Source organism: Bradyrhizobium sp. URHA0013 (assembly GCF_000518345.1).
In the GTDB taxonomy this organism is placed as follows: Bacteria; Pseudomonadota; Alphaproteobacteria; order Rhizobiales; family Xanthobacteraceae; genus Bradyrhizobium.
In genome coordinates, this window is record NZ_JADK01000007.1 from 301,800 (window position 1) to 324,663 (window position 22,864).

21 protein-coding genes are annotated in these 22,864 nt (G+C 64.1%); 15 read left to right on the forward strand and 6 right to left on the reverse strand.

What is annotated here, in order from left to right:
- Nucleotides 1-227 precede the first annotated feature (227 nt).
- The 6 genes from N551_RS0111620 to N551_RS0111645 all read left to right on the forward strand — a co-directional run bounded on the left by N551_RS0111620 (nt 228) and on the right by N551_RS0111645 (nt 5,554).
- The gene (locus N551_RS0111620) at nt 228-1,361 is read left to right on the forward strand and encodes an alpha-hydroxy acid oxidase (RefSeq protein WP_027567127.1); all 1,134 of its coding nucleotides are present in this window, start codon (nt 228-230) and stop codon (nt 1,359-1,361) included.
- An 8-nt stretch (nt 1,362-1,369) separates the two neighbouring features.
- Nucleotides 1,370-2,002 carry an HAD family phosphatase gene (locus tag N551_RS0111625; RefSeq protein ID WP_027567128.1) on the forward strand — a complete coding sequence of 211 codons (633 nt, stop codon included), beginning with the start codon at nt 1,370-1,372 and terminating at the stop codon, nt 2,000-2,002.
- A gap of 168 nt (nt 2,003-2,170) precedes the next feature.
- Nucleotides 2,171-2,362, forward strand: a complete 192-nt coding sequence (locus N551_RS0111630) for a hypothetical protein (RefSeq protein WP_027567129.1) — start codon at nt 2,171-2,173, stop codon at nt 2,360-2,362.
- Nucleotides 2,363-2,581: 219 nt separating this feature from the next.
- On the forward strand, nt 2,582-3,793 hold the full coding sequence (gene glp, locus N551_RS0111635; protein WP_027567130.1) for a gephyrin-like molybdotransferase Glp: 1,212 nt from the start codon (nt 2,582-2,584) through the stop codon (nt 3,791-3,793).
- A gap of 176 nt (nt 3,794-3,969) precedes the next feature.
- A complete protein-coding gene (gene lexA, locus N551_RS0111640) occupies nt 3,970-4,671 on the forward strand; it encodes a transcriptional repressor LexA (protein ID WP_027567131.1) in 702 nt (233 codons plus the stop codon).
- Between the two features lie 448 nt (nt 4,672-5,119).
- A complete protein-coding gene (locus N551_RS0111645; protein WP_027567132.1) occupies nt 5,120-5,554 on the forward strand; it encodes a hypothetical protein in 435 nt (144 codons plus the stop codon).
- A 131-nt stretch (nt 5,555-5,685) separates the two neighbouring features.
- On the opposite strand, the gene N551_RS0111650 is transcribed toward N551_RS0111645, so the two are convergent.
- The 4 genes from N551_RS0111650 to N551_RS0111665 form a co-directional block, all read right to left on the reverse strand.
- The gene (locus N551_RS0111650) at nt 5,686-7,965 is read right to left on the reverse strand and encodes a ComEC/Rec2 family competence protein (RefSeq protein WP_027567133.1); all 2,280 of its coding nucleotides are present in this window, start codon (nt 7,963-7,965) and stop codon (nt 5,686-5,688) included.
- A gap of 95 nt (nt 7,966-8,060) precedes the next feature.
- Nucleotides 8,061-8,294, reverse strand: a complete 234-nt coding sequence (locus N551_RS0111655; protein ID WP_007610829.1) for a DUF2171 domain-containing protein — start codon at nt 8,292-8,294, stop codon at nt 8,061-8,063.
- A gap of 85 nt (nt 8,295-8,379) precedes the next feature.
- Nucleotides 8,380-8,766 carry an SgcJ/EcaC family oxidoreductase gene (locus N551_RS0111660; RefSeq protein ID WP_027567134.1) on the reverse strand — a complete coding sequence of 129 codons (387 nt, stop codon included), beginning with the start codon at nt 8,764-8,766 and terminating at the stop codon, nt 8,380-8,382.
- A gap of 19 nt (nt 8,767-8,785) precedes the next feature.
- A complete protein-coding gene (locus N551_RS0111665; RefSeq protein ID WP_027567135.1) occupies nt 8,786-10,462 on the reverse strand; it encodes a glutamine--tRNA ligase/YqeY domain fusion protein in 1,677 nt (558 codons plus the stop codon).
- A 166-nt stretch (nt 10,463-10,628) separates the two neighbouring features.
- Between N551_RS0111665 and gltX the strand changes: the two genes are divergently transcribed.
- The 9 genes from gltX to N551_RS0111710 all read left to right on the forward strand — a co-directional run bounded on the left by gltX (nt 10,629) and on the right by N551_RS0111710 (nt 20,624).
- A complete protein-coding gene (gene gltX / locus N551_RS0111670; RefSeq protein ID WP_027567136.1) occupies nt 10,629-12,056 on the forward strand; it encodes a glutamate--tRNA ligase in 1,428 nt (475 codons plus the stop codon).
- A 197-nt stretch (nt 12,057-12,253) separates the two neighbouring features.
- Nucleotides 12,254-13,558: a citrate synthase gene (gltA, locus tag N551_RS0111675; protein ID WP_027567137.1), complete on the forward strand. Its 1,305-nt coding sequence runs from the start codon at nt 12,254-12,256 to the stop codon at nt 13,556-13,558.
- A gap of 175 nt (nt 13,559-13,733) precedes the next feature.
- Nucleotides 13,734-14,912 carry an ROK family transcriptional regulator gene (locus N551_RS0111680; RefSeq protein WP_027567138.1) on the forward strand — a complete coding sequence of 393 codons (1,179 nt, stop codon included), beginning with the start codon at nt 13,734-13,736 and terminating at the stop codon, nt 14,910-14,912.
- A 57-nt stretch (nt 14,913-14,969) separates the two neighbouring features.
- On the forward strand, nt 14,970-16,256 hold the full coding sequence (locus N551_RS0111685) for an ABC transporter substrate-binding protein (RefSeq protein WP_027567139.1): 1,287 nt from the start codon (nt 14,970-14,972) through the stop codon (nt 16,254-16,256).
- Nucleotides 16,253-17,176, forward strand: a complete 924-nt coding sequence (locus N551_RS0111690) for a carbohydrate ABC transporter permease (protein WP_027567140.1) — start codon at nt 16,253-16,255, stop codon at nt 17,174-17,176. The genes N551_RS0111685 and N551_RS0111690 overlap by 4 nt, the downstream gene beginning before the upstream one ends.
- Nucleotides 17,169-18,026 carry a carbohydrate ABC transporter permease gene (locus tag N551_RS0111695; protein ID WP_027567141.1) on the forward strand — a complete coding sequence of 286 codons (858 nt, stop codon included), beginning with the start codon at nt 17,169-17,171 and terminating at the stop codon, nt 18,024-18,026. The genes N551_RS0111690 and N551_RS0111695 overlap by 8 nt, the downstream gene beginning before the upstream one ends.
- A gap of 10 nt (nt 18,027-18,036) precedes the next feature.
- Nucleotides 18,037-19,146 (forward strand): ABC transporter ATP-binding protein, encoded by a 1,110-nt coding sequence (locus N551_RS0111700; protein WP_027567142.1) that lies wholly within the window; start codon nt 18,037-18,039, stop codon nt 19,144-19,146.
- Nucleotides 19,143-19,910 carry an SDR family NAD(P)-dependent oxidoreductase gene (locus N551_RS0111705; protein ID WP_027567143.1) on the forward strand — a complete coding sequence of 256 codons (768 nt, stop codon included), beginning with the start codon at nt 19,143-19,145 and terminating at the stop codon, nt 19,908-19,910. Before N551_RS0111700 ends, N551_RS0111705 begins: the two co-directional genes overlap by 4 nt.
- A 183-nt stretch (nt 19,911-20,093) precedes the next feature.
- On the forward strand, nt 20,094-20,624 hold the full coding sequence (locus N551_RS0111710; protein WP_027567144.1) for a DUF1003 domain-containing protein: 531 nt from the start codon (nt 20,094-20,096) through the stop codon (nt 20,622-20,624).
- 185 nt (nt 20,625-20,809) lie between these two features.
- Here N551_RS0111710 and lpxB read toward each other — a convergent pair whose 3' ends face one another.
- Together lpxB and N551_RS0111720 are read right to left on the reverse strand one after the other, a co-directional pair.
- Nucleotides 20,810-21,994: a lipid-A-disaccharide synthase gene (gene lpxB / locus N551_RS0111715; protein ID WP_027567145.1), complete on the reverse strand. Its 1,185-nt coding sequence runs from the start codon at nt 21,992-21,994 to the stop codon at nt 20,810-20,812.
- A complete protein-coding gene (locus N551_RS0111720) occupies nt 21,991-22,848 on the reverse strand; it encodes an LpxI family protein (protein ID WP_035961296.1) in 858 nt (285 codons plus the stop codon). Before N551_RS0111720 ends, lpxB begins: the two co-directional genes overlap by 4 nt.
- Between the last annotated feature and the right edge of the window lie 16 nt (nt 22,849-22,864).

Here is a 22,864-nt window from a genome sequence, read left to right on the forward strand (position 1 = left end):
ACAATACCATTCTGGTTTCTTCAAGGCCGGGATGCCACGCCGGCGGGTACACCGTAAAAATCCCTTCGTCGGGGCCTAAACTTTTGGCAACGTTGCAGGACCCGGTTCGTGCGCAGCGGGGACGGCCGGCCGGCCCACGCCTTGCAGCCATGCCATTTTAGGATGGTTTTGGCGACCTGGACGGGTTAGGCGATGAGGTAAGGCTTCAAATTCTCGGGAGGATAACAATGAACGAAGCACCCCGCATCCAGCCGGACAGGAACGTCGAGCTCGGCGCCAGCACCGAGCCGTTCCAGAATCTGCACGAATTCATCCGGAAAGCGCGTTCCAACCTCAACCAGAATGCCTGGGATTATATCGTCGGCGCGGCCGAAACCGAGACCACGATGCGTCGCAACCGCATGGCGCTGGACGAGATCGCCTTCCGCCCGCGTGTGCTGCGCGATGTCCGCAAGGTCACCGGCTCGGTCGAGCAGTTCGGCCGCAAGATGCGCCTGCCGGTGGTGCTCGCCCCCGTCGGCGCGCTCGAGATCTTCGATCCGGATGGCGCCGCGAGCGTGGCACGCGCCTGCGGCACTTTCGGTGCGGCGCACATGCTCAGTTCAGTGTCCGAGCCCGGCCTCGAGAAGACCGCCGAAGGTGCGCCCGACGCGCTGCGGCTCTACCAGCTCTATGTGCGCGGCGACGACGCCTTCGTCGCCGACGTCGTCAGCCGGGCTGAGAAGAACGCCTATGCCGCCTTCTGCCTGACCGTCGATACCGCTCATTACAGCCGTCGCGAACGTGACATCGCCAAGCGCTACGTTCGCGAGAGTCGCCTGCGCGCCACCGGCGGCGATTACCAGAAAGGTCTGGAGTGGCGGACCGTGAAGATGATCAAGGACAAGTTCAAGATCCCGCTGATCCTCAAGGGCATCGCGACGGCAGAGGACGCGCTGATCGCGATCGATCACGGCGTCGAATGGATCTACGTCTCCAACCATGGCGGCCGTCAGCTCGATCACGGTCGCGGCGCCATGCACGTGCTGCCCGAGATCGTTGACGCCGTGAACGGCCGCGCAAAGATCATGGTCGATGGCGGTGTCTGTCGCGGCACCGACATCGTCAAGGCGATCGCAGCGGGCGCCGACCTCGTCGGCATCGGCCGGCTGCAATGCTGGGCGCTGGCGGCGGCCGGCGAAGCCGGCGTGGCGCGCATGCTGGAGCTGCTCGAGGACGAAGTGCTGCGCTGCCTCGGCCTCTTGGGTGCGACCTCGTTCGCCGAGGTCAACAAATCCTGCCTGCACCACGCGACCGCAACCAACGCGCCGAGCGTGTTCAGCGCGTTTCCACTGTTCGACCACGAGCCATATCGATACTGAGTGAAAGGATGCAGGTGACATCGCTCTCTCCCGGCAGCGCGGATGCGCTTCTGTTCGATCTCGGCCGCGTGGTGCTCGATATTGATTTCTCCAAGGCGATCGCCTGTTGGGCGGGACATGCCGGCTGCAAGCCTGAAGCCATCGTCGCGCGCTATGTGCGGGACAGCGAAGCCTATCGGTTGCACGAGATGGGCAAGATCAGCGATGAGGACTATTTCGCCTCACTGCGAGCCTCGCTCGGAATCGGCATTTCGGATGCGCAGTTCCTGGAAGGCTGGAACGCGATCTTCGCCGGCGAAATGCCTGACATCGCCGAGCTGCTGCCGCGGGCAGCGAAGCAGATGCCGCTGTACGCTTTCTCCAACACCAACCGGCCACACGTGGACCATTTCTCAAGGGAATATGCCGACCTCCTCGGCCATTTCCGCGAGCTGTATTTGTCGTCCAGCATCGGCCTGCGCAAACCGGATGCCGAGGCCTTCGACCACGTCGTCGCGGCGATCGGCGTGCCCGCCGGGCGTATCGTGTTCTTCGACGATCTTGCTGAAAACATCGAGGGAGCGCGGGCGCGCGGCTTGACGGCCGTGCATGTGACTTCGCCGCGTGATGTGGGGAACGCATTGAAAGCATTGGGCATCTGACGACGATCTGCCGCCGCGAGACCCCCGGAGATGCGGCCCAACGCGACTAATTTTGAAGAAGTTTAGGAACCCGATCACTTTGTGCATTTTTATACAGAGTTCCCGGAACGGAATACCGTCTTCCGGACTCTAGAGTCCGTTGGGACTTCTACAGACGGATGCATCATCGTGTTGGGCAAAACCTACCTCACCAAGCAGGCCTCTCTTCTTCTTGAATTCGCCAGGACAACTTCAGATTCGGATCTTTCCGCCAAGCTTGTGAGCAAGGCCGCCGACCTGAAATCCCAGGCCGATCCGCTGCCCGACAAGGATCAGGGACCCAAGGCGCCCGACGTAACTCACGGGCAGCCAGGGAGCTGATCGATGCAGGCCGGGGCGCTCGTCGTTCTCGTCTTGCCATGACCATTGTCCTGCCGATCTGGCACGTTCTTCGGATCATGCCGCAACGCGCTTGATCCTGCCTTCCGGAACAATGCGGTGGGATGACTGCACCCGCTCGGCTGTTTTGCCTCTGCGCCCGCGCTCGGCTAGAAGACGTGCGGAACATTCGCCCGAACGTGCCGAGCAGGAGTTTTCGCCGTGGCCTTGATGCCGGTTTCCGACGCGCTTGCCGCGGTGCTGGCGGGTGCAGAGCCGCTGCCGGAGGAAATGATCTCCCTCGACCAGGCCTACCATCGCGTGCTCGCGCGTGACGTCGCGGCGCGGCGCACGCAGCCGCCGCAGGCGATGTCGGCGATGGACGGCTACGCGGTGCGAGCGGCCGATGCCGCGACGATCGATTCGGAGCTCACCATCATCGGCGAAGTCGCGGCGGGCCGACCGTTCGCGGGGATGGTCGGCGCCGGCGAGGCCGTGCGGATCTTCACGGGCGGCGTCGTTCCCGGTGGCGCGGACGCCGTCGTGATCCAGGAGGACACCGTCGCCGCCGGCAAGCGTGTCACGATCAAGGAAGCCGCGATCGCCGGTCGGCACATCCGCCCCGCCGGCGTCGATTTCCGCGAGGGCGACGTGCTCCTGCGCAAGGGAAGCCGTCTCACCGAGCGCGACCTCGCGCTCGCCGCCGGGATGAATCATCCGCACCTTGCCGTTTACGGGCGTCCGAAGGTCGCGATTCTCGCCACCGGCGACGAGTTGGTGATGCCGGGCAGCACGCCCGGCCACGGCCAGATCGTCTATTCCAACGGCTACGCCCTGCACGCGCTCGCCCGCAGCGAAGGCGCCGAGACCATCGACCTCGGTATTGCCGCCGACACGCTGGAGGCCACCACCGCCGGCATCCGCCGCGCCCGTGAGAGCGGCGCCGACATCCTGATCACGACCGGAGGCGCATCGGTCGGCGACCACGATCTGGTCCAGCAGGCACTGCGGGACGAAGGCATCGCGATGGCGTTCTGGAAGATCGCGATGCGGCCAGGCAAGCCGATGATGCACGGGCGGCTCGGCGCAATGGGCGTGATCGGTCTGCCGGGCAATCCCGTGTCGTCCTACGTGTGCGCTTTCCTGTTCATGGTGCCGCTGATTCGTGCCCTGTCGGGCCGTTCAGTGCTTCACCATCGCCGTGAGCGCGCCGTGCTCGGCCGCGATGTCAGCGCCAACGACCAGCGCGAGGACTATCTGCGCGCGCATCTGGAGGAGCGTGACGATGGCACACGCGTCGTTCTTCCCGTCAATCATCAGGACTCTTCGCTGCTTGCGAATCTCGCTGCAGCACAGGTACTTCTCGTGCGCGCACCGTTCGCGCCGAAGGCCGAAGCCGGCACGGCTTGCGAAGTGTTGCGGCTCCCTGTCTGAGCGCCCCGGCAATGCGCGTTCCGCCAACTTTGCTCTGTTCACGGTAAATTAAGCAGTTGCGGAACATGTATCGAACATATAGTGTCCGTTCATGATTTGTTTCGAGCATGTAGCGGCATATTGCCGAATTCAGCGTCTCGGAATCGGACGACATCAACCGGGGGACTTTGGTCGAGATGTTAACGCGCAAACAATACGAGCTTCTGCGGTTCATCAGTGAACGTCTGAAGGAAAGCGGCGTACCGCCCTCCTTCGACGAGATGAAGGATGCGCTCGACCTGCGCTCGAAGTCGGGCATCCATCGCCTGATCACGGCGCTCGAGGAGCGTGGCTTCATCCGACGCCTGCCCAACCGCGCTCGTGCGATTGAAGTCATCAAGCTGCCGGAGCTCCAGGCAGCCGCCGGCAGCCGCCGCGGCTTCACGCCGAGCGTCATCGAGGGCAATCTCGGCAAGGTGCGTGCGAGCTCCAGCCTGCCCGCGGACGACGGCGAACGTCCCGTCGCGGTGCCGGTGATGGGCCGCATCGCGGCCGGCACGCCGATCGAGGCGTTGCAGACCCGCAGCCATACTATCAGCGTACCGCCTGACATGCTCGGCTCGGGCGAGCATTACGCGCTCGAAGTGCGCGGTGATTCCATGGTCGAGGCCGGCATCCTTGACGGCGACATGGCGCTGATTCAGCGCAACGAGAGCGCCGATACCGGCGACATCGTGGTGGCGCTGATCGACGACGAGGAAGCGACGCTGAAGCGCTTCCGCCGTCGCGGCGCCTCGATCGCGCTCGAGCCCGCCAACGCGGCCTATGAGGTCCGCATCCTGCCGCCCAACCGGGTGAAGATTCAGGGCAAGCTGATCGGGCTTTACCGGAAGTACTGATACCGGGAGTACTTGATACCGGGAGTGCTTGGCGCCGCGCGCGCTTCCGATCGGCATCGCCGGTCAGGGATTGGAGCGGATCATCGTCCGCTCCGGCTGGGTAGTCTTTCTGGTTCTGCACAGACTATCTGGCCCGTCCTTCGGCGCTGGCTCCTCGCGACGCCCACGAAGCGGAACTGGTTCGCGGCGCAAGTGTTCGAGGAAACAGCGGCCAGCGATCAAGCTCGACCGTTGCAGTCAAGCCGGCGATATTCGCGCACGCGCCTCCCGAATGCATCGCAACTCGCTTTGTTCCTATTGAATTCGGGAAAGATAATGTGATCGCGGCTCGCGGAAACCAGCCGCAGATTTGCCCACAACCAAGCAGAGCGTTCATGCTTCAACTCTGATAGAGGCCTGCGCCTCGATTAAGAGACGCGGGTTGCTATCCCAGCATGAGGAGCACCCGATGTGTGACTACAGCCTGCATGCCGTCGCGTCGCGCCCCGCCGAAGTCGGCGAGACGATCGTCACGACAAGCTTCCGCGGCACCTCGACGCGCGGCTTCGCCTCGGCAGCCGATCCGTCTGTTGCCGTCTGCCTGCTGCCGGGAACGGAGCTCGCCTTCGCCGACGACGTTCGCTACGACAATCGCTGGATCTGGACGCGCACCATCAATTCCCGCGTGGGCAAGTTCGGCAAGATCGATCCGCACGTTCCCGACCGCCATCACGACGCGATCGAATTCCCCGACGGCAAATATGTGCTGGTGACGCAGCTCGTCGAAGGCCAGCGCGCGACCGTGCTGCAACTGCCTGTGACCCAGCCGGTGACGGAGCGCGAGCACAAGGCGCAGGTCATCGTCGACAGGCAGCCGACCGTCACGCGCCTGCCGATCGGCTGACGCAGCCGGCTACGAGGTCGGAGGTCAAGATTGAATCGCCATCGCCGGCCGTGGCCGGCGAGATGGCGCGGTTTGCGCCCAGTGAATCCGAGCAGATGCACCAATCCACTGCATTGCTCCGCACCGTCAGATCAATCGTCGGCCTGCAAGTCGGTCTCCGCCGGCGTTGCGTCCTTGATGCGGGGCGCGATCGCCTTGGGCGCAAGGCTGCCGTCGAAATCACCCTCGCCTGCGCCGGCTGGCAACCAGGGGCGGCTCGCGCCTCTCGCCCTCACCGCCTGAACCGCAAAGCCGTCACCACGCTGCATTAGCGCCAGCGCGCTCTGGCTGGCGAGCCGCTGCCGATCGACCACCATCGCCGCGCAATCGGGCGGCGCGGGACGTGCCGTCACCACCAGCGCGGCCCGACTGCAATCGTCCGCGAGAGCGTCGACGCGCAGTGCCAGCGCGACCAACCTCCCGTCGGCCAGTGGCGTCACGCAGCCCGATTCGTCACAGGACACGCCATCGGCCAGCGAGGCTCTGCCGGCATCGCGCGGATCGGCGTCGGCAGCGAGCCATTCCTTGAGCAAAAAGCTGTCCTTGCTCGTTCTGATCAGGTGCAGATATCCGTCCCTGCCCCGCACCGCGACGCTGGCGCCATCCCCGGCAATCAGGATGTCGGGCTGCCGCGCCGACAGTCCCCAGAGGATCGCTGCCAGCAGGACCAGGGCGCCGGACCAGCGTAGCGGCGTGCGCAACAAGCCTAGCACAATGATTCCCAGGCTCGCCGCGATCAGCGGCGTGATCCCGAACGCCGGGATGCGGCCGACCGCGCCCGGTAAGGCCGCGACCCAGCGCGAGACCGCGACCATCCACTCGATGCCGATCCCCATCAGCCACCAGAACACGCTGTCCAGCCCGAACGGCGCAGCAAGCAGCCCCAACAATCCCGCCGGCATCACCAGCGCCGAGACCACCGGCATCGCGCCGAGATTGGCAAGCACGCCAAACGGCGTGACACGGTGGAAATGGAAAGCGGCGTAGGGCGTGGTCGCAAGTCCCGCAATCAGCGAGGCCATGAACAGCATCGCGATCTCGCGGCCACCCCACATCGCAATGCGCGCGGTCGCCGAATGGTCCGGCGAGGCAAACAAATTGGGCATGCCGATCTGCACCAGCGCCACCAGCCCGAGCGTTGCTGCAAACGACATCTGGAAGCTCGGATGCACCAGTGCTTCCGGCGCGACCGCCAGCACGATCAGCGCGGCGACAGCAAGCGTGCGAAAGGTGATGGCGCGGCGATCGACCATCACCGCGATCAGCACCACCGCCGTCATGAAGAACGATCTTTGCGTTGCGACCTCCGCGCCCGACAGCAGCAGGTAGAACGCAGCAGCGACCAGCGCGGCGGCCGCCGACCATTTCTTGATGGCGAAGCCGGCCGCAAGTCCCGGGATCAGAGCGAGCAGCGCGCGCACCGCGAAGAACACGACACCGGCAACGACGGCCATGTGATAGCCGGAAATCGAGAGCACGTGGCCGAGACCGGAGATGAACATCGCATCGTTGACGGGCGTGGTGATCGCATCGCGCCGCCCGGTAAGCAGCGCGGTCGCGATCGCCCGGTTGTCGCCGTCGAGCGTCGCCCGGATGCGGGCATCGATCGCATCGCGCAGGCCTTGCATGAAGGCCGCATAACGCAGCCGCAAGCCGGCGGTCTCAGGCGGCGGCGCCACCGTGATTGCGCCCATCGCGAAGCCGGAGGCGCCGATGCCCTGGAAGAACATGTCACGCGAAAAGTCGTAGCTGCCGGGCCGCACCGGCGCGAGCGGCGGCATCAACCGTGCCTTCAGCTGAACGAAGCTACCGACCTCCGGCGCGGTGCCTTTGCGGACCGACAGGCGCACGCGCTCAAGCCTGACGTCGCTGCGTTGCGCCTCCATCGCAGTGACGCGCAGCACGAAACGATCGGTACGCTCGCGGATGTCGCGAGCCTCGACAAAGCCCGACAACGACACCGAATAGAGCGCCTTTGCCAGCACCGGGTGGGCGATGCGCGCCGTCTTCCAGGTCGCGACGGCAAAGCCGGCCGCGACCGCCGCGATCATGATGGCTGGGGCGAACAGCCGGCTCCGCCGCAACAGAGCCGCGCCAAGCAGGAGTGCGATGGCGGTCGTGGCAACGACCCACAGTACTGGCTCGTGATCGGCAGAGAAATAAAGCGCGATGCCGCAGCCAAACGCTACGGGCACCCACGGCAACAGCCGCCCGGCGCCAGCCTCGGCGCGTAGCCATGCGCGGAGGGTCTCGGCCAGCGATGTCCAGAGGTCGAGGCCTGCAGGCGCGAGGCCGCCCGCGGACGCGGTGCGGCCCGCGGGCCACGTCCCTGCGATCCCCTGCGACCGTACCGGCCGGCCCGGCTCCGCCATTTCGTGCACTCGATGATACGCAACGAAGTCAGAAGCTACCGGAACGTGCAGGCGGGCGGATAGCGGTACGGATCAGGAACGAAAGGTTGCGATCGCTACTTTTCCTCTTCCATCGTCACAGCGACATCGGCCTTGGCCGACAGCCGGACCTTGTTGCCCTCGATATCGGCGACGAGGCCCTTGTCGATGAAGTGATGATGCCCCTTGTGGCTGCCCTCGCCGCTGTCCTTCTTGGTCAGCTTGATGCGATTGCCTTCGACCTTGTCGACGGTGCCGATGTGGACGCCGTCGGCGCCGATGACTTCCATATGCTCTGCGATGTTCTGCATGGTGGGTTCCTTATTGGGCCCACCCCAACGCGCGAGGTGCATGTTCGTTCTCTCACGAGGATGACGAAGTCGTGTGCTCCACTGGTCAGATCAGCGGCGCCTGCGAAGAAGCATGGTGATTGACGATCTTCCAGTCGCCGTCCTCGCGAATGATGACCCAGCTCATCTTGACCGAGAGATCGGGGCGTTCGCCGGCGAGATCGAACGAGATGCTCGCGGCCATATTGATCAGATCAGGACCTGCCTGCGCCGCCTTCACCTCGGAAAATAACGCGCTCGGCTTGCGCCAGCGTGGCAGGCCGTTGAAATAGTCTGCGACGCCGTCCCTGCCCCGGTAGAGCTTTGGGTTGGAGCCGAAGAAGAACGCATTCCTCGCATAGAGCGATGAGAGCGCGGCCGCATCGAGCGTGGCGAAGCCGGCGCGCCATTTCGCGATGATGGCGGAAACGATGGCGTCGGCTTCGTTGCTCATTGTGGTCTCGCAGCTCTTTTCAGCCTTTGGCAACTTCCTTCGCGAACGTGTCGCGCAGGCCGATGGTCCTGGAAAATACCGGTCTGTCGGGCGTCGAGTCCTTGTCGCGCACGAAATAGCCCTGGCGCTCGAACTGCATCGGCTCGGTCGAATTGCTTTCCGCGACTGATGCTTCGATCCGAGCGTCAGCCAAAATCTCGAGCGACTGCGGATTGAGGTCCGCAGCGAAGTTCGAGGCGTCCGGGCTCGGATTGGCAAACAGCTGGTTGTAGATGCGGATTTCCGCGGGCACGGATGTTGCCGCCGACAGCCAGTGCATGGTGGCCTTGACCTTGCGGCCATCGGGCGCGTTACCGCCCTTGGTCGCGGGATCGTAGGTGCAGCGCAGCTCCACCACCTCGCCGGCATCGTTCTTGATGACGCCGGTGCACTTGACGAAATAGGCGTAGCGCAGCCGCACCTCGTTGCCCGGCGACAGACGGAAGAACTTTTTCGGCGGGTTCTCCATGAAGTCGTCCTGCTCGATATAGAGCTCGCGGCCGAACGTGATCTTCCGGGTGCCGGCAGAGGGATCGTCAGGATGGTTGATCGCCTCGAGCTCCTCGGTCTGCCCTTCCGGATAGTTCTCGATCACGACCTTGAGCGGCTTCAGCACCGCCATCCGCCGCTGCGACGTGCGGTTGAGCTCCTCACGGATGCAGAACTCGAGCATGCCGACGTCGACAACGCTGTTGGCCTTCGCCACGCCGATGCGCTTGACGAATTCGCGAAGGGCGGCCGGCGGTACGCCGCGGCGGCGCATCCCCGCCATGGTCGGCATGCGCGGATCGTCCCAGCCCGCGACATGGCCCTCGCGGACGAGCTGGGTCAGCACGCGCTTGGACAGCAGCGTGTAGGTCAGGTTCAGCCGCGCGAATTCGTACTGGTGCGGCTTCGAGGGCACCGGCAGCTTCTCGATGAACCAGTCATAGAGCGGCCGATGGTCCTCGAACTCCAGCGTGCAGATCGAGTGCGTGATGCCTTCGATCGCGTCCGACTGGCCGTGGGCATAGTCGTAGCTCGGATAGATGCTCCACTTGGTCCCGGTGCGCGGATGGTGCGCATGCAGGATGCGGTACAGCACGGGGTCGCGCAGATTGATGTTGCCCGCAGCCATGTCGATCTTGGCCCGCAGCACGCGCGCGCCGTTCGGGAATTCGCCCGCCTTCATGCGACGGAACAGGTCGAGGTTTTCATCCACGGTGCGATCGCGGAAGGGCGAGTTCTTGCCGGGCTCGGTCAGCGTGCCGCGCGCAAGACGGATCTCCTCCTGGGTCTGGTCGTCGACATAGGCAAGCCCGTCTCGGATCAGCCGCTCCGCCCATTCATAGAGGCGATCGAAATAGTCCGAAGCGAAGAACAGGTTCTTGCCCCAGTCGAAGCCGAGCCAGCGCACGTCGGCCTGGATGGAATCGATATATTCCTGCTCTTCCTTGACCGGATTGGTGTCGTCGAAGCGCAGATGGCAGCGGCCCGGAAATTCCTGGGCAATGCCGAAATTAAGCGCGATCGACTTGGCGTGGCCGATATGGAGATAGCCGTTCGGCTCCGGCGGGAACCGGGTCACGATCTCCTTGTATTTGGCCTGGTCGAGGTCGGCCTGGATGATGTCACGAATGAAATCGCGCCCAACCTCGTTCGCCACCGGTTCTGTCATTACGAAAATCCTGTAGGGAAATCAGCGGCCCTTCTGCCAAATTCCCTTGGCTGAGCCAAGGGCTTAAGCAAGGTCTCAAGCAACCCTTGGCGGTCCGCTGCCGGGCTTTAGTTATGCTCCGGTCCTGTTATATACCACCGCCTCCAATGCATAGGCCCTGCCAAGAATGACCTCTCCCGTCGTCACCCGCTTTGCTCCCTCGCCGACCGGCTTCCTCCATATCGGGGGCGCGCGCACGGCGCTGTTCAACTGGCTCTATGCGAAGAAGCACGGCGGCAAGATGCTGCTACGGATCGAGGATACCGACCGGGAGCGCTCCACCGAGGCGGCGATCGGCGCCATCCTCGACGGCCTGAAATGGCTGGAGCTCGGCTGGGATGGCGACGTTATCTACCAGTTCAGCCGCGCCGCCCGCCACCGCGAGGTCGCCGAGCAGCTGCTCGCCGAGGGTAAGGCCTATCGTTGCTACGCGAGCGCCGAGGAGCTCACCGCGATGCGCGAGAAGGCGCGCGCCGAGGGGCGCACGCGCCTCTATGACGGCCTGTGGCGAGACCGCGATCCGGCGACGGCCCCAATCGACGTGAAGCCCACCATCCGGCTCCGCGCGCCCCAGACCGGCGAGACCGTGATCGAAGATCAGGTCCAGGGCCGCGTGGTCTGGCAGAACGAGAATCTCGACGACCTCGTCCTGTTGCGCGGCGATGGCAACCCGACCTACATGCTCGCGGTGGTGGTCGACGACCACGATATGGGTGTCACCCATGTCATCCGCGGCGATGACCATTTGATCAACGCGGCCCGCCAAAAGCAGATCTACGACGCGATGGGCTGGACGCTGCCGAGCATGTCCCACATCCCCCTGATCCACGGCCCGGACGGTTCGAAGCTCTCCAAGAGGCACGGCGCGCTTGGCGTCGATGCCTACCGCGCCATGGGGTACCTCCCGTCCGCGCTCCGCAACTATCTAGTCCGGCTCGGCTGGAGCCATGGCGACCAGGAAATCTTCTCGACCGAGGAGATGATCGCGGCGTTCGACCTCGCCAGCGTCGGCCGCGCAGCAGCGCGCTTCGATTTCGCCAAGCTGGAAAACCTCAACGGCCACTACATCCGCAATGCCGACGATCAATCACTCGTGAAGATGTTCGAGGACGTACTCGACCACGTCGTGCCCAGCCGCGACGAGCTTAAGGCCAAGTTAAACGACACCACGCGCGCGCAGCTGCTGAAGGCCATGCCGGCCCTGAAGGAGCGCGCCAAGACGCTGATCGAGCTGATCGACGGCGCCTATTTCATCTTCGCGGACCGGCCGCTGGAGCTTGATCCGAAGGCGGCAGCGCTGCTGACGCCTGAGAACCGCAAGCTGATCGGCCAGCTTCATTCCGCGCTGGAGAAAGTCGAGACGTGGAGCGCGGCCAATGCGGAAGCCGCGCTGCGCGCCTTTGCCGAGGAAAATAATCTCAAGCTCGGCGCGGTCGCCCAGCCGCTGCGGGCGGCGCTGACGGGACGGACGACGTCGCCCGGCATATTCGAGGTTTTGGACGTCCTGGGACGCCAGGAAAGCCTGGCCCGGCTTAAAGATCAGGCCACGGAATAGGCCCTAGGACCGCGCTAAGGACCCGGGCCCAAGGACCAGGCTACGACGTAAGTCGACCATGCGTGGCGCCATCTTGCAGCGCACACAGCAATAATATACCCATCTCAGCCGTACCTTCTGGAACATCCGGCCTGCCCCGCGATATCTCATCGGGGCCTCCGGGTCCGGCCCGTTTCACCATACATCGGGGACCTCTGATGGACGCAAAACCAAGCAATAAGACCGCCACACTGACGGTCGGAAACAAGAATTTCGATCTTCCGATCCACAGCGGCAGCGTCGGGCCCGACGTCATCGATATCGGCAAGCTCTACGGCCAGTCCGGCCTGTTCACCTACGACCCGGGCTTCACCTCGACCGCGAGCTGCCAGTCCAAGATCACCTATATCGACGGTGACGCGGGCGTGCTGGAATACCGCGGCTATCCGATCGAGCAGCTCGCCGAGAATGGCGACTTCCTCGAGACCTGCTATCTGCTGCTGTTCGGGGAGCTTCCGACCGCCGCGCAGAAGAAGGATTTCGACGACCGCGTGATCCATCACACGATGGTGCACGAGCAGATGGCCCGCTTCTTCCAGGGCTTCCGCCGCGACGCCCATCCGATGGCGATCATGGTGGCGGCTGTCGGCGCGCTCGCCGCGTTCTATCACGACTCAACCGATATCAACGATCCGAAACAGCGCATGATCGCCTCCATGCGCATGATCGCCAAGATCCCGACGTTGGCTGCGATGGCCTACAAGTACACGGTCGGCCAGCCCTTCGTGTATCCGAAGAACTCGCTGAAGTTCGCCGAGAACTTCCTGCATATGTGCTTCGCCGTGCCGTGCGAGGACTACAAGATCAACCCGGTGCTTGCGGATGCACTGGACAAGATCTTCATCCTGCACGCCGACCATGAGCAGAATGCCTCGACCTCGACGGTGCGTATCGCCGGCTCCTCCGGCGCCAACCCGTTCGCCTGCATTGCCGCCGGCATCGCCTGCCTGTGGGGCCCGGCGCATGGCGGCGCCAACGAAGCAGCGCTGGCGATGCTCGCCGAGATCGGCTCGGTCGACAAGATCCCCGAGTTCATCGCCAAGGTGAAGGACAAGAACTCTGAAGTCCGCCTGATGGGCTTCGGTCACCGCGTCTACAAGAACTACGATCCGCGCGCCAAGATCATGCAGAAGATGTGTCACGCCGTGCTCAAGGAGACTGGCCATGGCGACGATCCGATGCTGAAGGTGGCGCTCGAGCTCGAGAAGATCGCGCTCAGCGACCAGTACTTCATCGACCGCAAGCTCTACCCGAACGTCGACTTCTATTCGGGCATCACGCTGAAGGCGATGGGCTTCCCGGTCTCGATGTTCACCGTGCTGTTCGCGGTCGCCCGCACCGTCGGCTGGATCAGCCAGTGGAGCGAGATGATCGAGGATCCGCAGCAGAAGATCGGCCGTCCGCGCCAGCTCTACACCGGCGTCACCCGCCGCGACTACGTCGCGATCAAGGACCGGAAGTAAGTCGAGCCATCACGGCTTTCGAAGCGGCGCCATCTCCGGATGGCGCCGTTTTTGTTTTGCGCGATACAATCTTGCTGCCGCGCACAACAACAAGTCGGCGCAATGCCTCGGCCGGCGCTTGACGTCGAAACGCTTCGCGCGCAAATTCTTACTCTAAGTAAGAATGACGATAGGGATGGAAATGCCGGAGCAGCCGAGAAGTCGGCGGCAGACGCGTGCTGCCATTTTGACTCATCTGCTTCAGTCCGGCGGGTCGTTCCGGCCGCCGCTGGCGAAGGCCGTGCGCCTGTCGGAAGCGAGCCTGTCGCGCATCCTGTTCGACCTGAAGGCCGAAGGCCTGATCGAGGAAGTGCGGCGCCCTGCCCCTTACGTCGGTGGCCCGACGGGCCTCGTGTCGCTCGATGGCGAGGTGGCGCTCGCGGCGTTTGAGCTGACCACCCAGCGGCTCAGCGTCGGCGTCGGGGGCCTATCGGGCGAACTGCACCACACCTGGCATGTGCCGCTACCGAAGACGCCGACCGTCGCGACCGTCGGCCGGGCGTTTCGCGAGGCGATGACATTGCTGCACGACTGGACGCGGCGCCGGCGCATCCCCCTCGCGCAGATCGGCGTCTCCATTCCAGGTCTCGGACGACTGGGCGCGTCAGGCAATCCGATCATCCCCTGCGACGTCGGGCGCATCAGCGAGATGTTCGGCGAGAATTTTGCCGGCGTGCCGGTCGAGTTCACCAATTCCGTCGTCGCGCACGCCATTTTTCACCGTTGCCGCACGGAGAACTATCCATTCAGCGGGGCGCACCTCTTCGTCTTTGTCGGTCAGGGCGTCGCGGGCACCTGGATGGATGATCCGATCGAGGACGATGCTCTCCAGCCGGTCGAGCTCGGCCACATGGTGTTCGGAGCCGACGGACCAATTTGCCGCTGTGGTCATCATGGCTGCGTCGAGGCCTATACGTCGCTTCCGGCCCTGGCCGAGCTTCTTGGCGTCGCGGAAGCCGAATTGCTTCAGCTCGGCAGCGAATGGGTGACCGCGATGCCGCTCTCATCGCGCGTGCGGCAGGAATTGCGCCGGCGGCTATTCCGGCTTGGCCTTGCGATCGGCAATACGCTGAACGTGAAGCCCTGCAAGGGCGTCGCGATCAGCGGCTGGCCGTCGCTTCTCGCCGAGGACGATCGCAACGCGCTCGTCGAGGGGATCGACGCCTGTCTGTTGGGCGGCCGCAAGCACGCGCAAGTGTCGCTCGCTTTCGTGCCGCCGTCGAATGGCAACGATCCGCGGGCGGCGCTGGCGTTCGCGGCTTTCTGCCTCGCTTGCCGCGGCGGCATGCCGGCCGCATCGAGCGAGGCCGCCTGAGATACCTGATGCCGCGCGGCGCTCGCGCGAAAGAGTTCACACCGGGAGGAACTTGCCATGCCGATCACGACAACAAGGCGCCAACTGCTCGCCGGATCTGCGGCCGCGCTCGCGCTGCCGGCATTTGCCCGCGCGCAAAGCGCGGTGAAGCCGCGTCTGACTGCGATCTCGCAATGGTCCGCAGGCAGCGACGGGGCGGCCATCACGGCGCTCGGCAAGAAGTTCGAGGAGAAAGGCGGAGTTTGGCAGCACTCGCCCGTCCCCGGCTTCACCACCGAGATGATGAACAAGCTGCGTGCCCAGATCATGGCCGGCGATCCACCGGCCTGCTCGCAGCTCAAAGGTCCCGAGATCGCGGCCTGGTCGAAGATTGCCCCAACCGTCGATCTCGACGCCGTCGTCGCTGCCGCCGGATACGAAAAGGTTGTCGCTCCAGACCTTGCAAAATTGCACAAGCCGGGGGGCAAGTGGATTGCACTGCCGTTGCAGATCTACAGCACCAACATGCTGTTTCTCTCCAAACGCGCGATGGACAAGGCCAAGGCCGACAAGATCCCCGTCACATGGGCTGAGTTCAACGACCTCGCCGAGAAGATGAAAGCAGGCGGCGTCCCCTATCCCATCGCCAACGGTGGCACCCGCGCGGACGACGGCCAAAAATTCGAGGCCGCTTTGGCAGGCATCAGTCCCACCGCATACCGCGCAGCCATCATGAACCTCGACAAGAAGGCCCTGGAAGGCCCCGAGATAAAGGCGGCCTTCGTACAGGTGCGCAAGATTGCCGACTGGATGGACCCCAACGTCGGCGCCCAGCACTTTTCGACCAACCTGAAGCGCTTTGTCGACGGCGACATGGGGATGATGATCATGGGCGGGTGGGCGCAGGGCGTCTTGCGCAACGCCGGCTTCAAGTTCGAGGACTTCATCATCGCCCCGGGCCCGAGCGACAATAGCAAGCCGGTCTTCCTGTTGAATGCCGATGCCTTCATATTCTGGCAGCGCAAGGAGCCCGATTTGCAAGCCGGCCAGACGCTGATGGCCCAGCTCGTCATGGATCCAGCGATCCAGACCATGTATTCGCAGATCACGGGATCGATCCCCGTGCGCACCGATGTCGATCTCTCCGGCGAAGGCTGGTCGGACGGTCAACGGCGGACCGCAGCAGCCCTGAAAGACGCGATCGCCAGCAATCAGGCCGTTCTCAGTCTTGCGCACAACATGGCACAGGAAAACGGCATGACCGCAGCGATCATCGACGTGATCACGGAGTACGTGAAGAACAAGACGATCAAGCCGGAGCAAGCGGCCATACGCCTCGTCGACGCCGTCGAGAGCTCACGTTGACGATCGCCGTCTCGACAACACCGGGCCGCCCGGCGGCCGCTGACTGGGTACGCCGGCTGCCCGAATATTTGACGATCTGGGTGCCGCTGCTGTTGTCGGCCGCGCATCTCATTGCGTTTACGCTGTGGACGATCTGGATATCGTTCACGCCGTCCACTCTGGTCCCGGTCTCGGGCTGGGTCGGTTTGCGCAACTATTCTTCGGTTGCAGCATCGCGGAACTGGCAGATTGCCTTGGACAATCTGCTGCTGTTTGGCAGCGCCTTCGTGTTGCTGAGCCTGGCGACCGGCCTCATCCTTGCGATCCTGCTCGATCAGCGCATTCGCGGCGAGAACCTGCTGCGGTCTATCTTCCTCTATCCTCTGGCGGTGTCATTCGTGGTCACCGGCACGGTCTGGAGTTGGCTGCTCAATCCTGGCCTCGGGATCCAGAAGCTGGTCCGCGACCTCGGCTGGACCTCCTTCCGGTTCGACTGGCTGATCGATCGCGATATGGCTATTTGGACCATCGTTATCGCTGCGATCTGGCAATCCTCCGGTTTCGCCATGGCGCTGTTCCTGGCCGGCCTCCGCTCCGTCGACGCCGACCTGATCAAGGCCGCGCAGATCGACGGCGCCGGACCGATCCGAATGTACCGGCGCGTCATCCTGCCGACCCTTTGGCCGATCACCATCACCGTCATCGTCATCCAGCTGCAGTTCGCGATTTCGACCTTCGACCTCGTCCGCGCGCTCACCAACGGCGGACCCGGGATCGCGACCCAACTGCCGGCCCTCGTCGTCTACGACCTGATGTTCCAGCGCAGCCTGCTCGGACGGGGAGCGGCGGCGGCAGTGCTCATGTTGCTCATTCTTCTTGCGGTTTTACTGCCCTATGCAGCCTGGCGCTATGTCCAGCGGCGGCGGGCGATCCATGCGTGAGCGAACCATCGCGCCAGGCCGGATTCTGATCTATCTCGTCGTCTCGCTGGTCGCTGCAGCGTGGCTCGCGCCATTGGCTGTTGTCGTCCTGAATTCGCTCCGTACCAACGAGGAGATCGCGCAGGCCTCTATGATCGGCTGGCCGAAGCAATGGGCATGGAGCAACTACGCCGCGGCCTGGAGCGGTTTCTGCGTCGCCGAGACCTGCGCCGGCATCCGGCCGTACATGCTGAACTCCGCGCTGGTCACGATCCCCGCGACGATTTTCTCGACCCTGCTTGGTGCTGTCGCCGGTTACGCCATATCGCTCTGGCGCTTTCGCGGCGATAGCTGGATCTACGGCATCGTGACTCTTGGGCTCTTCCTTCCCCAGCAGATGCGCTTGCTTCCCTGGACCATCGTGTTGCGCGATACGGGCCTGATGAATACGCTGACTGGCCTGGTCGTGATCCATACGATCCAGGGGCTCTCCTTTACCGTCTTGTTCTGCCGAAACTACTACACTGCCATCCCGCAGGATTTGATAAGAGCTGCGCGCATCGATGGCGCCGGGTTCTTTCGTATTTTCTGGCGCATCATCCTGCCACTCTCGCCGCCTATTCTGGTCGTCACCGTGATCTGGCAGTTCACGCATATCTGGAACGAGTTTCTCTACGGCGTGACATTCACGACCGGTCAGCAGCAGCCGGTCACCGCCGCGCTGATCGCGCTATCCGCCGCGGTCGCCGACATCCCGCAACATGGCGTGCAAAGCGCGGCGGTGATGATCGCCGCCCTGCCGACCCTGCTGATCTATCTGATCGGCGGCAAGTATTTCGTGCGCGGCCTCACCGCCGGGGCCGTGAAATGATCGGATTGTCATGGCAGCCCTAAGCATTCGCTCCCTGTCCAAGCGCTACGCCAATCTGGAGGTGCTGAAGGGCATCGATCTCGACATCGAGAGCGGTGAATTCACCGTGCTCGTCGGTCCATCCGGCTGCGGCAAGTCCACGCTGCTCAACATCATCGCCGGGCTCGACCTCCCGAGCGCAGGCACCGTGGAAATCGGCGGACGTATCGTCAACGACATTCCGCCGAAGGACCGCGACATCGCCATGGTGTTCCAGTCCTACGCGCTCTATCCGTCGATGACAGTGCGCCAGAACATCACCTTCGGCATGGAATGCCGCCACGTACCGAAGGCGGAGCAGGAGAAGGCGCTGGCAAACGTGGCCCGGCTGCTCCAGATCGAGCCGCTGCTCGGCCGCAAGCCGTCGCAGCTCTCCGGCGGCCAGCGCCAGCGTGTGGCGATGGGCCGGGCGCTGGTACGCGATCCCCTGCTCTTCCTGTTCGACGAGCCGCTCTCCAATCTCGATGCCAAGCTGCGCGTCGAGATGCGGATGGAAATCAAGCGGCTGCACCAGCGCATCGGCGCTACCATCGTCTATGTCACCCACGACCAGATCGAGGCGATGACGATGGCGACGCGCATCGCCGTGATGCATCGGGGCGTGGTGCAGCAGTTTGCCGACCCTGACACCGTGTATCGCTATCCCGCCAATCTGTTCGTGGCTCGTTTCATGGGCTCGCCGCCGATGAACACGATGCCGGCACGGCTCGACGCCGATTCCGGCGGCCCGGTGGTCGTGATCGGCGCGGGACGGCCGGACGAGGTCCGCCTCCGCCTTGGCCAATACGACGCGGCGGCCCCCTTTGTCGGCCGTGACGTGGTGGTCGGGATCAGGCCGGAATGCATCGCCGAGGGGAGCCGCGTGTTTTCCGCCGATCCACCCGTCGTCGTCCACGCGCCGGTGGAGATGGTCGAGCCGACGGGAGCCGAAACGATCGTGCTGCTGCGGCTTGGCGGCGAGCCTGCGCTGGCGCGCATCACGCCGGACATCCGCCCCACACCGGGAGCCGCCGCCCCGTTCGCGCTCGACACGCGCCGCATCTGCCTGTTCGACCCTGAGACGGAGCGACTGATCGCATGACACAAACGAGCTATGCCGGTCTTAGGGATCGCGTGGTGTTGATCACCGGTGGTGCCAGCGGCATCGGTGCCGCCTTCGTGCGGGCGTTCGCGGCCCAAGAGGCTCGCGTCGCGTTCCTGGATCTCGATGAAGCAGCCGGCCGGGCGCTGGTCGCGGAAGTGAAAGCTGCGTCCGGGACCGGACCCTTGTTCGTGCCGTGCGACCTCCTCGACATCGACGCCTTGCGCAACGCCATGGCGCAGGTGCACGGATCGCTGGGCGACGCCGCGGTTCTCGTCAACAACGCCGCCAATGATCAGCGTCAGGTGCTGGCCGAGGTAACCCCGGCCGAGTTCGACTGGATGATCGGTGTCAACCTCAAGCACGTCTTCTTTGCCGCGCAAGCGGTGGTGCCGCAGATGCAGGCGCGCGGCGGCGGTTCGATCATCAACATGTCGTCGATTGCCTGGATGCGCGGCGCGCCGGGGCTGCCGGTCTACGCCGCGGCGAAGGCCGCGATCGTCGGCTTCACCAACTCCCTGGCCCGGTCGCTCGGGCCCGACCGCATCCGCGTCAACGCGATAGCGCCAGGGATGGTGATCACGGAGCGTCAGCGCCGGCTGTGGTACCCGGACGACCAGACGATCGCCGAGTTGCGCACGCGTCAGGCCATTCCCGACGCGGTGACGCCCGACGACATCGCGAACATGGCGCTGTTCCTCGCCTCCGATGAGAGCCGGCGCATCACGCGCCAATGTTTTCAGGTCGACGCTGGTCTCGGCTAGACCGTGAACCGAGCCGCTGTCGTAGAGGTCCGCTCCGTCTCCGACAGCAGCCGCGTGAGCGCACCTCACCTTGGGTCCGAGTTGGGCTAATAAGCGACATCGGCACGGAATGGCCCTAGTATGACCGTGGAGCGGCGAGCACTAAAAAGCGCTTACTCGCCCAGATGTTTACTGGGGACGCAAATGAACAGCGAGCAAAGCCACAAAATACACCTAAGTCTCGAGGATCAGCAGCGATTGCAAGAACTTCGGGCGCAAAAGCCGGCACGCAACACACCCAAACCTGCCCTAGCTCCGGGAGCGATCCTGGCTGACCGGGTGGCCGAAACGGTTGGCTCCTGGCGTTTCATTATCATCCAGAGCGTACTACTTGGCATCTGGATCGTTCTGAACATGATGGCATTCATCAATCATTGGGACCCCTATCCCTTCATCTTGCTGAACTTAGTTCTTTCCTTCCAAGCAGCCTACGCAGCGCCCATCATCATGATGAGCCAGAACCGTCAATCCGAGATTGATCGCAAGCACGCAGAACACGACTACCGAATAAATGTGAAGGCTGAACTCGAAATCGAATTGCTGCACAACAAGATTGACGCCTTGCGTGAGCAGGAAATCTTACAGCTACTCAATATCATTCAACGTTTGTCTGCGCACCTTGCGCCCGAGCTTGTCGCGGCTATCGAGGCCGAAGCGGTGCCGCATAAGGCCTAGGTGACCTTCCTTGTCGCTGGACCGTCAAGCGAGTCGCTGCCTCTAGGGATCGAGTGCTACGCGGGTCTTCCACAGTCGCGGACGGCTCCTACTCAATGACTGCTTTGAGTCACAAACCGCCGATCGCGCTCTAGGTGGGAGACTTCCACTTTGCGCTGGCAAGCCGACGTTTGTGAGTACGCGTCCTAGCTAGCCTGCCTGCCCTTGCGCATCGTCGCCAGCACGATGTCGGCTGCGAGCACGCTCGGCGGCTTGTTGCCGGTCGACATGATCATATCGAGCTGGGCGAACGCTTCCACCTGCTGCCGGCGCAGCGGTGAATCGGCCAGAAGCTCCGTGAGCGCGGGCGCCAGCTTCTCTGGCGTGCAGTCTTCCTGCAGGAACTCCGGGATGACATCCTTGCCGATCACGAGATTGGCGAGGATCACCGAGGAGACGCGGATCGCGCGGCGCAGGATGAAGGCTTCGATCGCGCCGACGCGATAGGCCGTCACCATCGGAATGCCCGATAGCGCGAGCTCCAGCGTCACAGTGCCGGATTTTGCCAATGCCGCGCGCGCGATGCGGAAGGCGGCGCGCTTCTCGTTCTCGCCGACCACAATTTGAGGCTTGACCGGCCAGTTCGCGATGCCTTCACGAATGGTGGCTTCGAGATGCGGCATGGTTGGCAGCATCAGTTCGAACGCGCGGCCGTCCGTCCGCAATCGGCCGAGCGTCGCCCCGAACACGTCGAGATGGTGCCTGATCTCACTGCGACGGCTGCCGGGCAACACCAGCAAGACCGGCGGCTCGCCGTCGCGACGCGCCTGCTCCTCCGCGTTCGGCCGCAGCGAGGGCAATTGCTCGATCAGGGGATGGCCGACATAGCTGCATGGCGGTCCGCCGAGCTTGCGATATTCCTCCGGCTCGAACGGCAACAGGCCGAGCACATGGTCGACATAACCGAGCATGGTCCGCGCCCGTCCCGGCCGCCAGGCCCAGAGCTGCGGCGAGACGTAGTCGACGATCGGGATCGCCGGATTGCGCGCCCGCACGCGGCGGGCGACACGGTGGGTGAAGTCGGGACTGTCGATGATGACGAGCGCGTCCGGCGCGCCTTCGGTCACGGCCTCTGCGGTCTCGCGGATCAGCCGCAGGATCTTCGGCAATTGCTGCACGACCGCGGCGAAGCCGACGATCGAGAGCTCCTCGATCGGAAACAGCGTGTCGAGCCCCTGGCGCGCCATGGTGTGGCCGCCGACGCCCACGAACTGCACGCCGTCGCCGAGCCGCTGGCGCAGGACCTTCATCAGGGCGCTGCCGAGCCGGTCGCCGGATTCCTCCGTCGCGATCAGGAATATCTTGCGCTTGGGATCGCGACCCTGCATCACGCCGGCAGGCCGATGACGAAGAGATATTTGGCGTCGGCGAGTGCGATCATTGCCTGCGGCTCGGCCGCGATGGTGTTGCCGGCGACGACGGCAATGCCTGCGAGCCCTGCGGCGGCGACGCCTTCGAGGGTGCGCGGTCCGATCGTCGGCAGGTCGAAGCGCAAATCCTGCCCGCTCTTTGGGACCTTCACCAGCACGCCCCGCCCGGAGGCGGCGCGGATGCGGCCCTCTTCGCGCAGCCGTGCCACGCGCGCGAGCAGCGCATCGGTGCCCTCGATATCCTCGACCGCCACCACATGACCATCGATCACGACCGCGGCCTGGCCGATGTCGAACGGACCGAGCGCGGTCAGCACCGCGCGTCCGCGCTCGATGTCGGTCTTGCCGGTGTCGCTCGGCCAGGCGCGGCTGATGCAGCCCTCGGGCATCAAGAGGTCGGGCGCGACATCCTTGATGCCCACCATCCTAAAGCCGCCCTGCTCGAGAATGCGCCCGACGCTGGACAACAAATGATCGTCGCCGCCGCGGAAGGCGCGGATGACATTGCCAAGCAGCCGGAGCGTCGTGAAGTCGACCCGGACCTCCGAGAGCGAAGGCCGTACCAGCGTGCCGATGAAGATCAGGTCGCGGCAGCCCTCCTCGCGAAACAGCCGCATGGCGCGGCCGAGCTGGCCGACCGAGATCCATCGATGACGGAATTTTTCCACCCGTGCCGGATCGCAGGCCCCCCGAAGGGGAAACAGCACTGGTGTGATGCCGCGGGCAGCGAGCGAGTCGGCAACCGCGAACGGCATCGCGCCGCCGCCAGCGACCACGCCGACCGGAGCTGAAATCTCCGAAGCCGCCGATGTCATGCCCGGGGCCATCGCA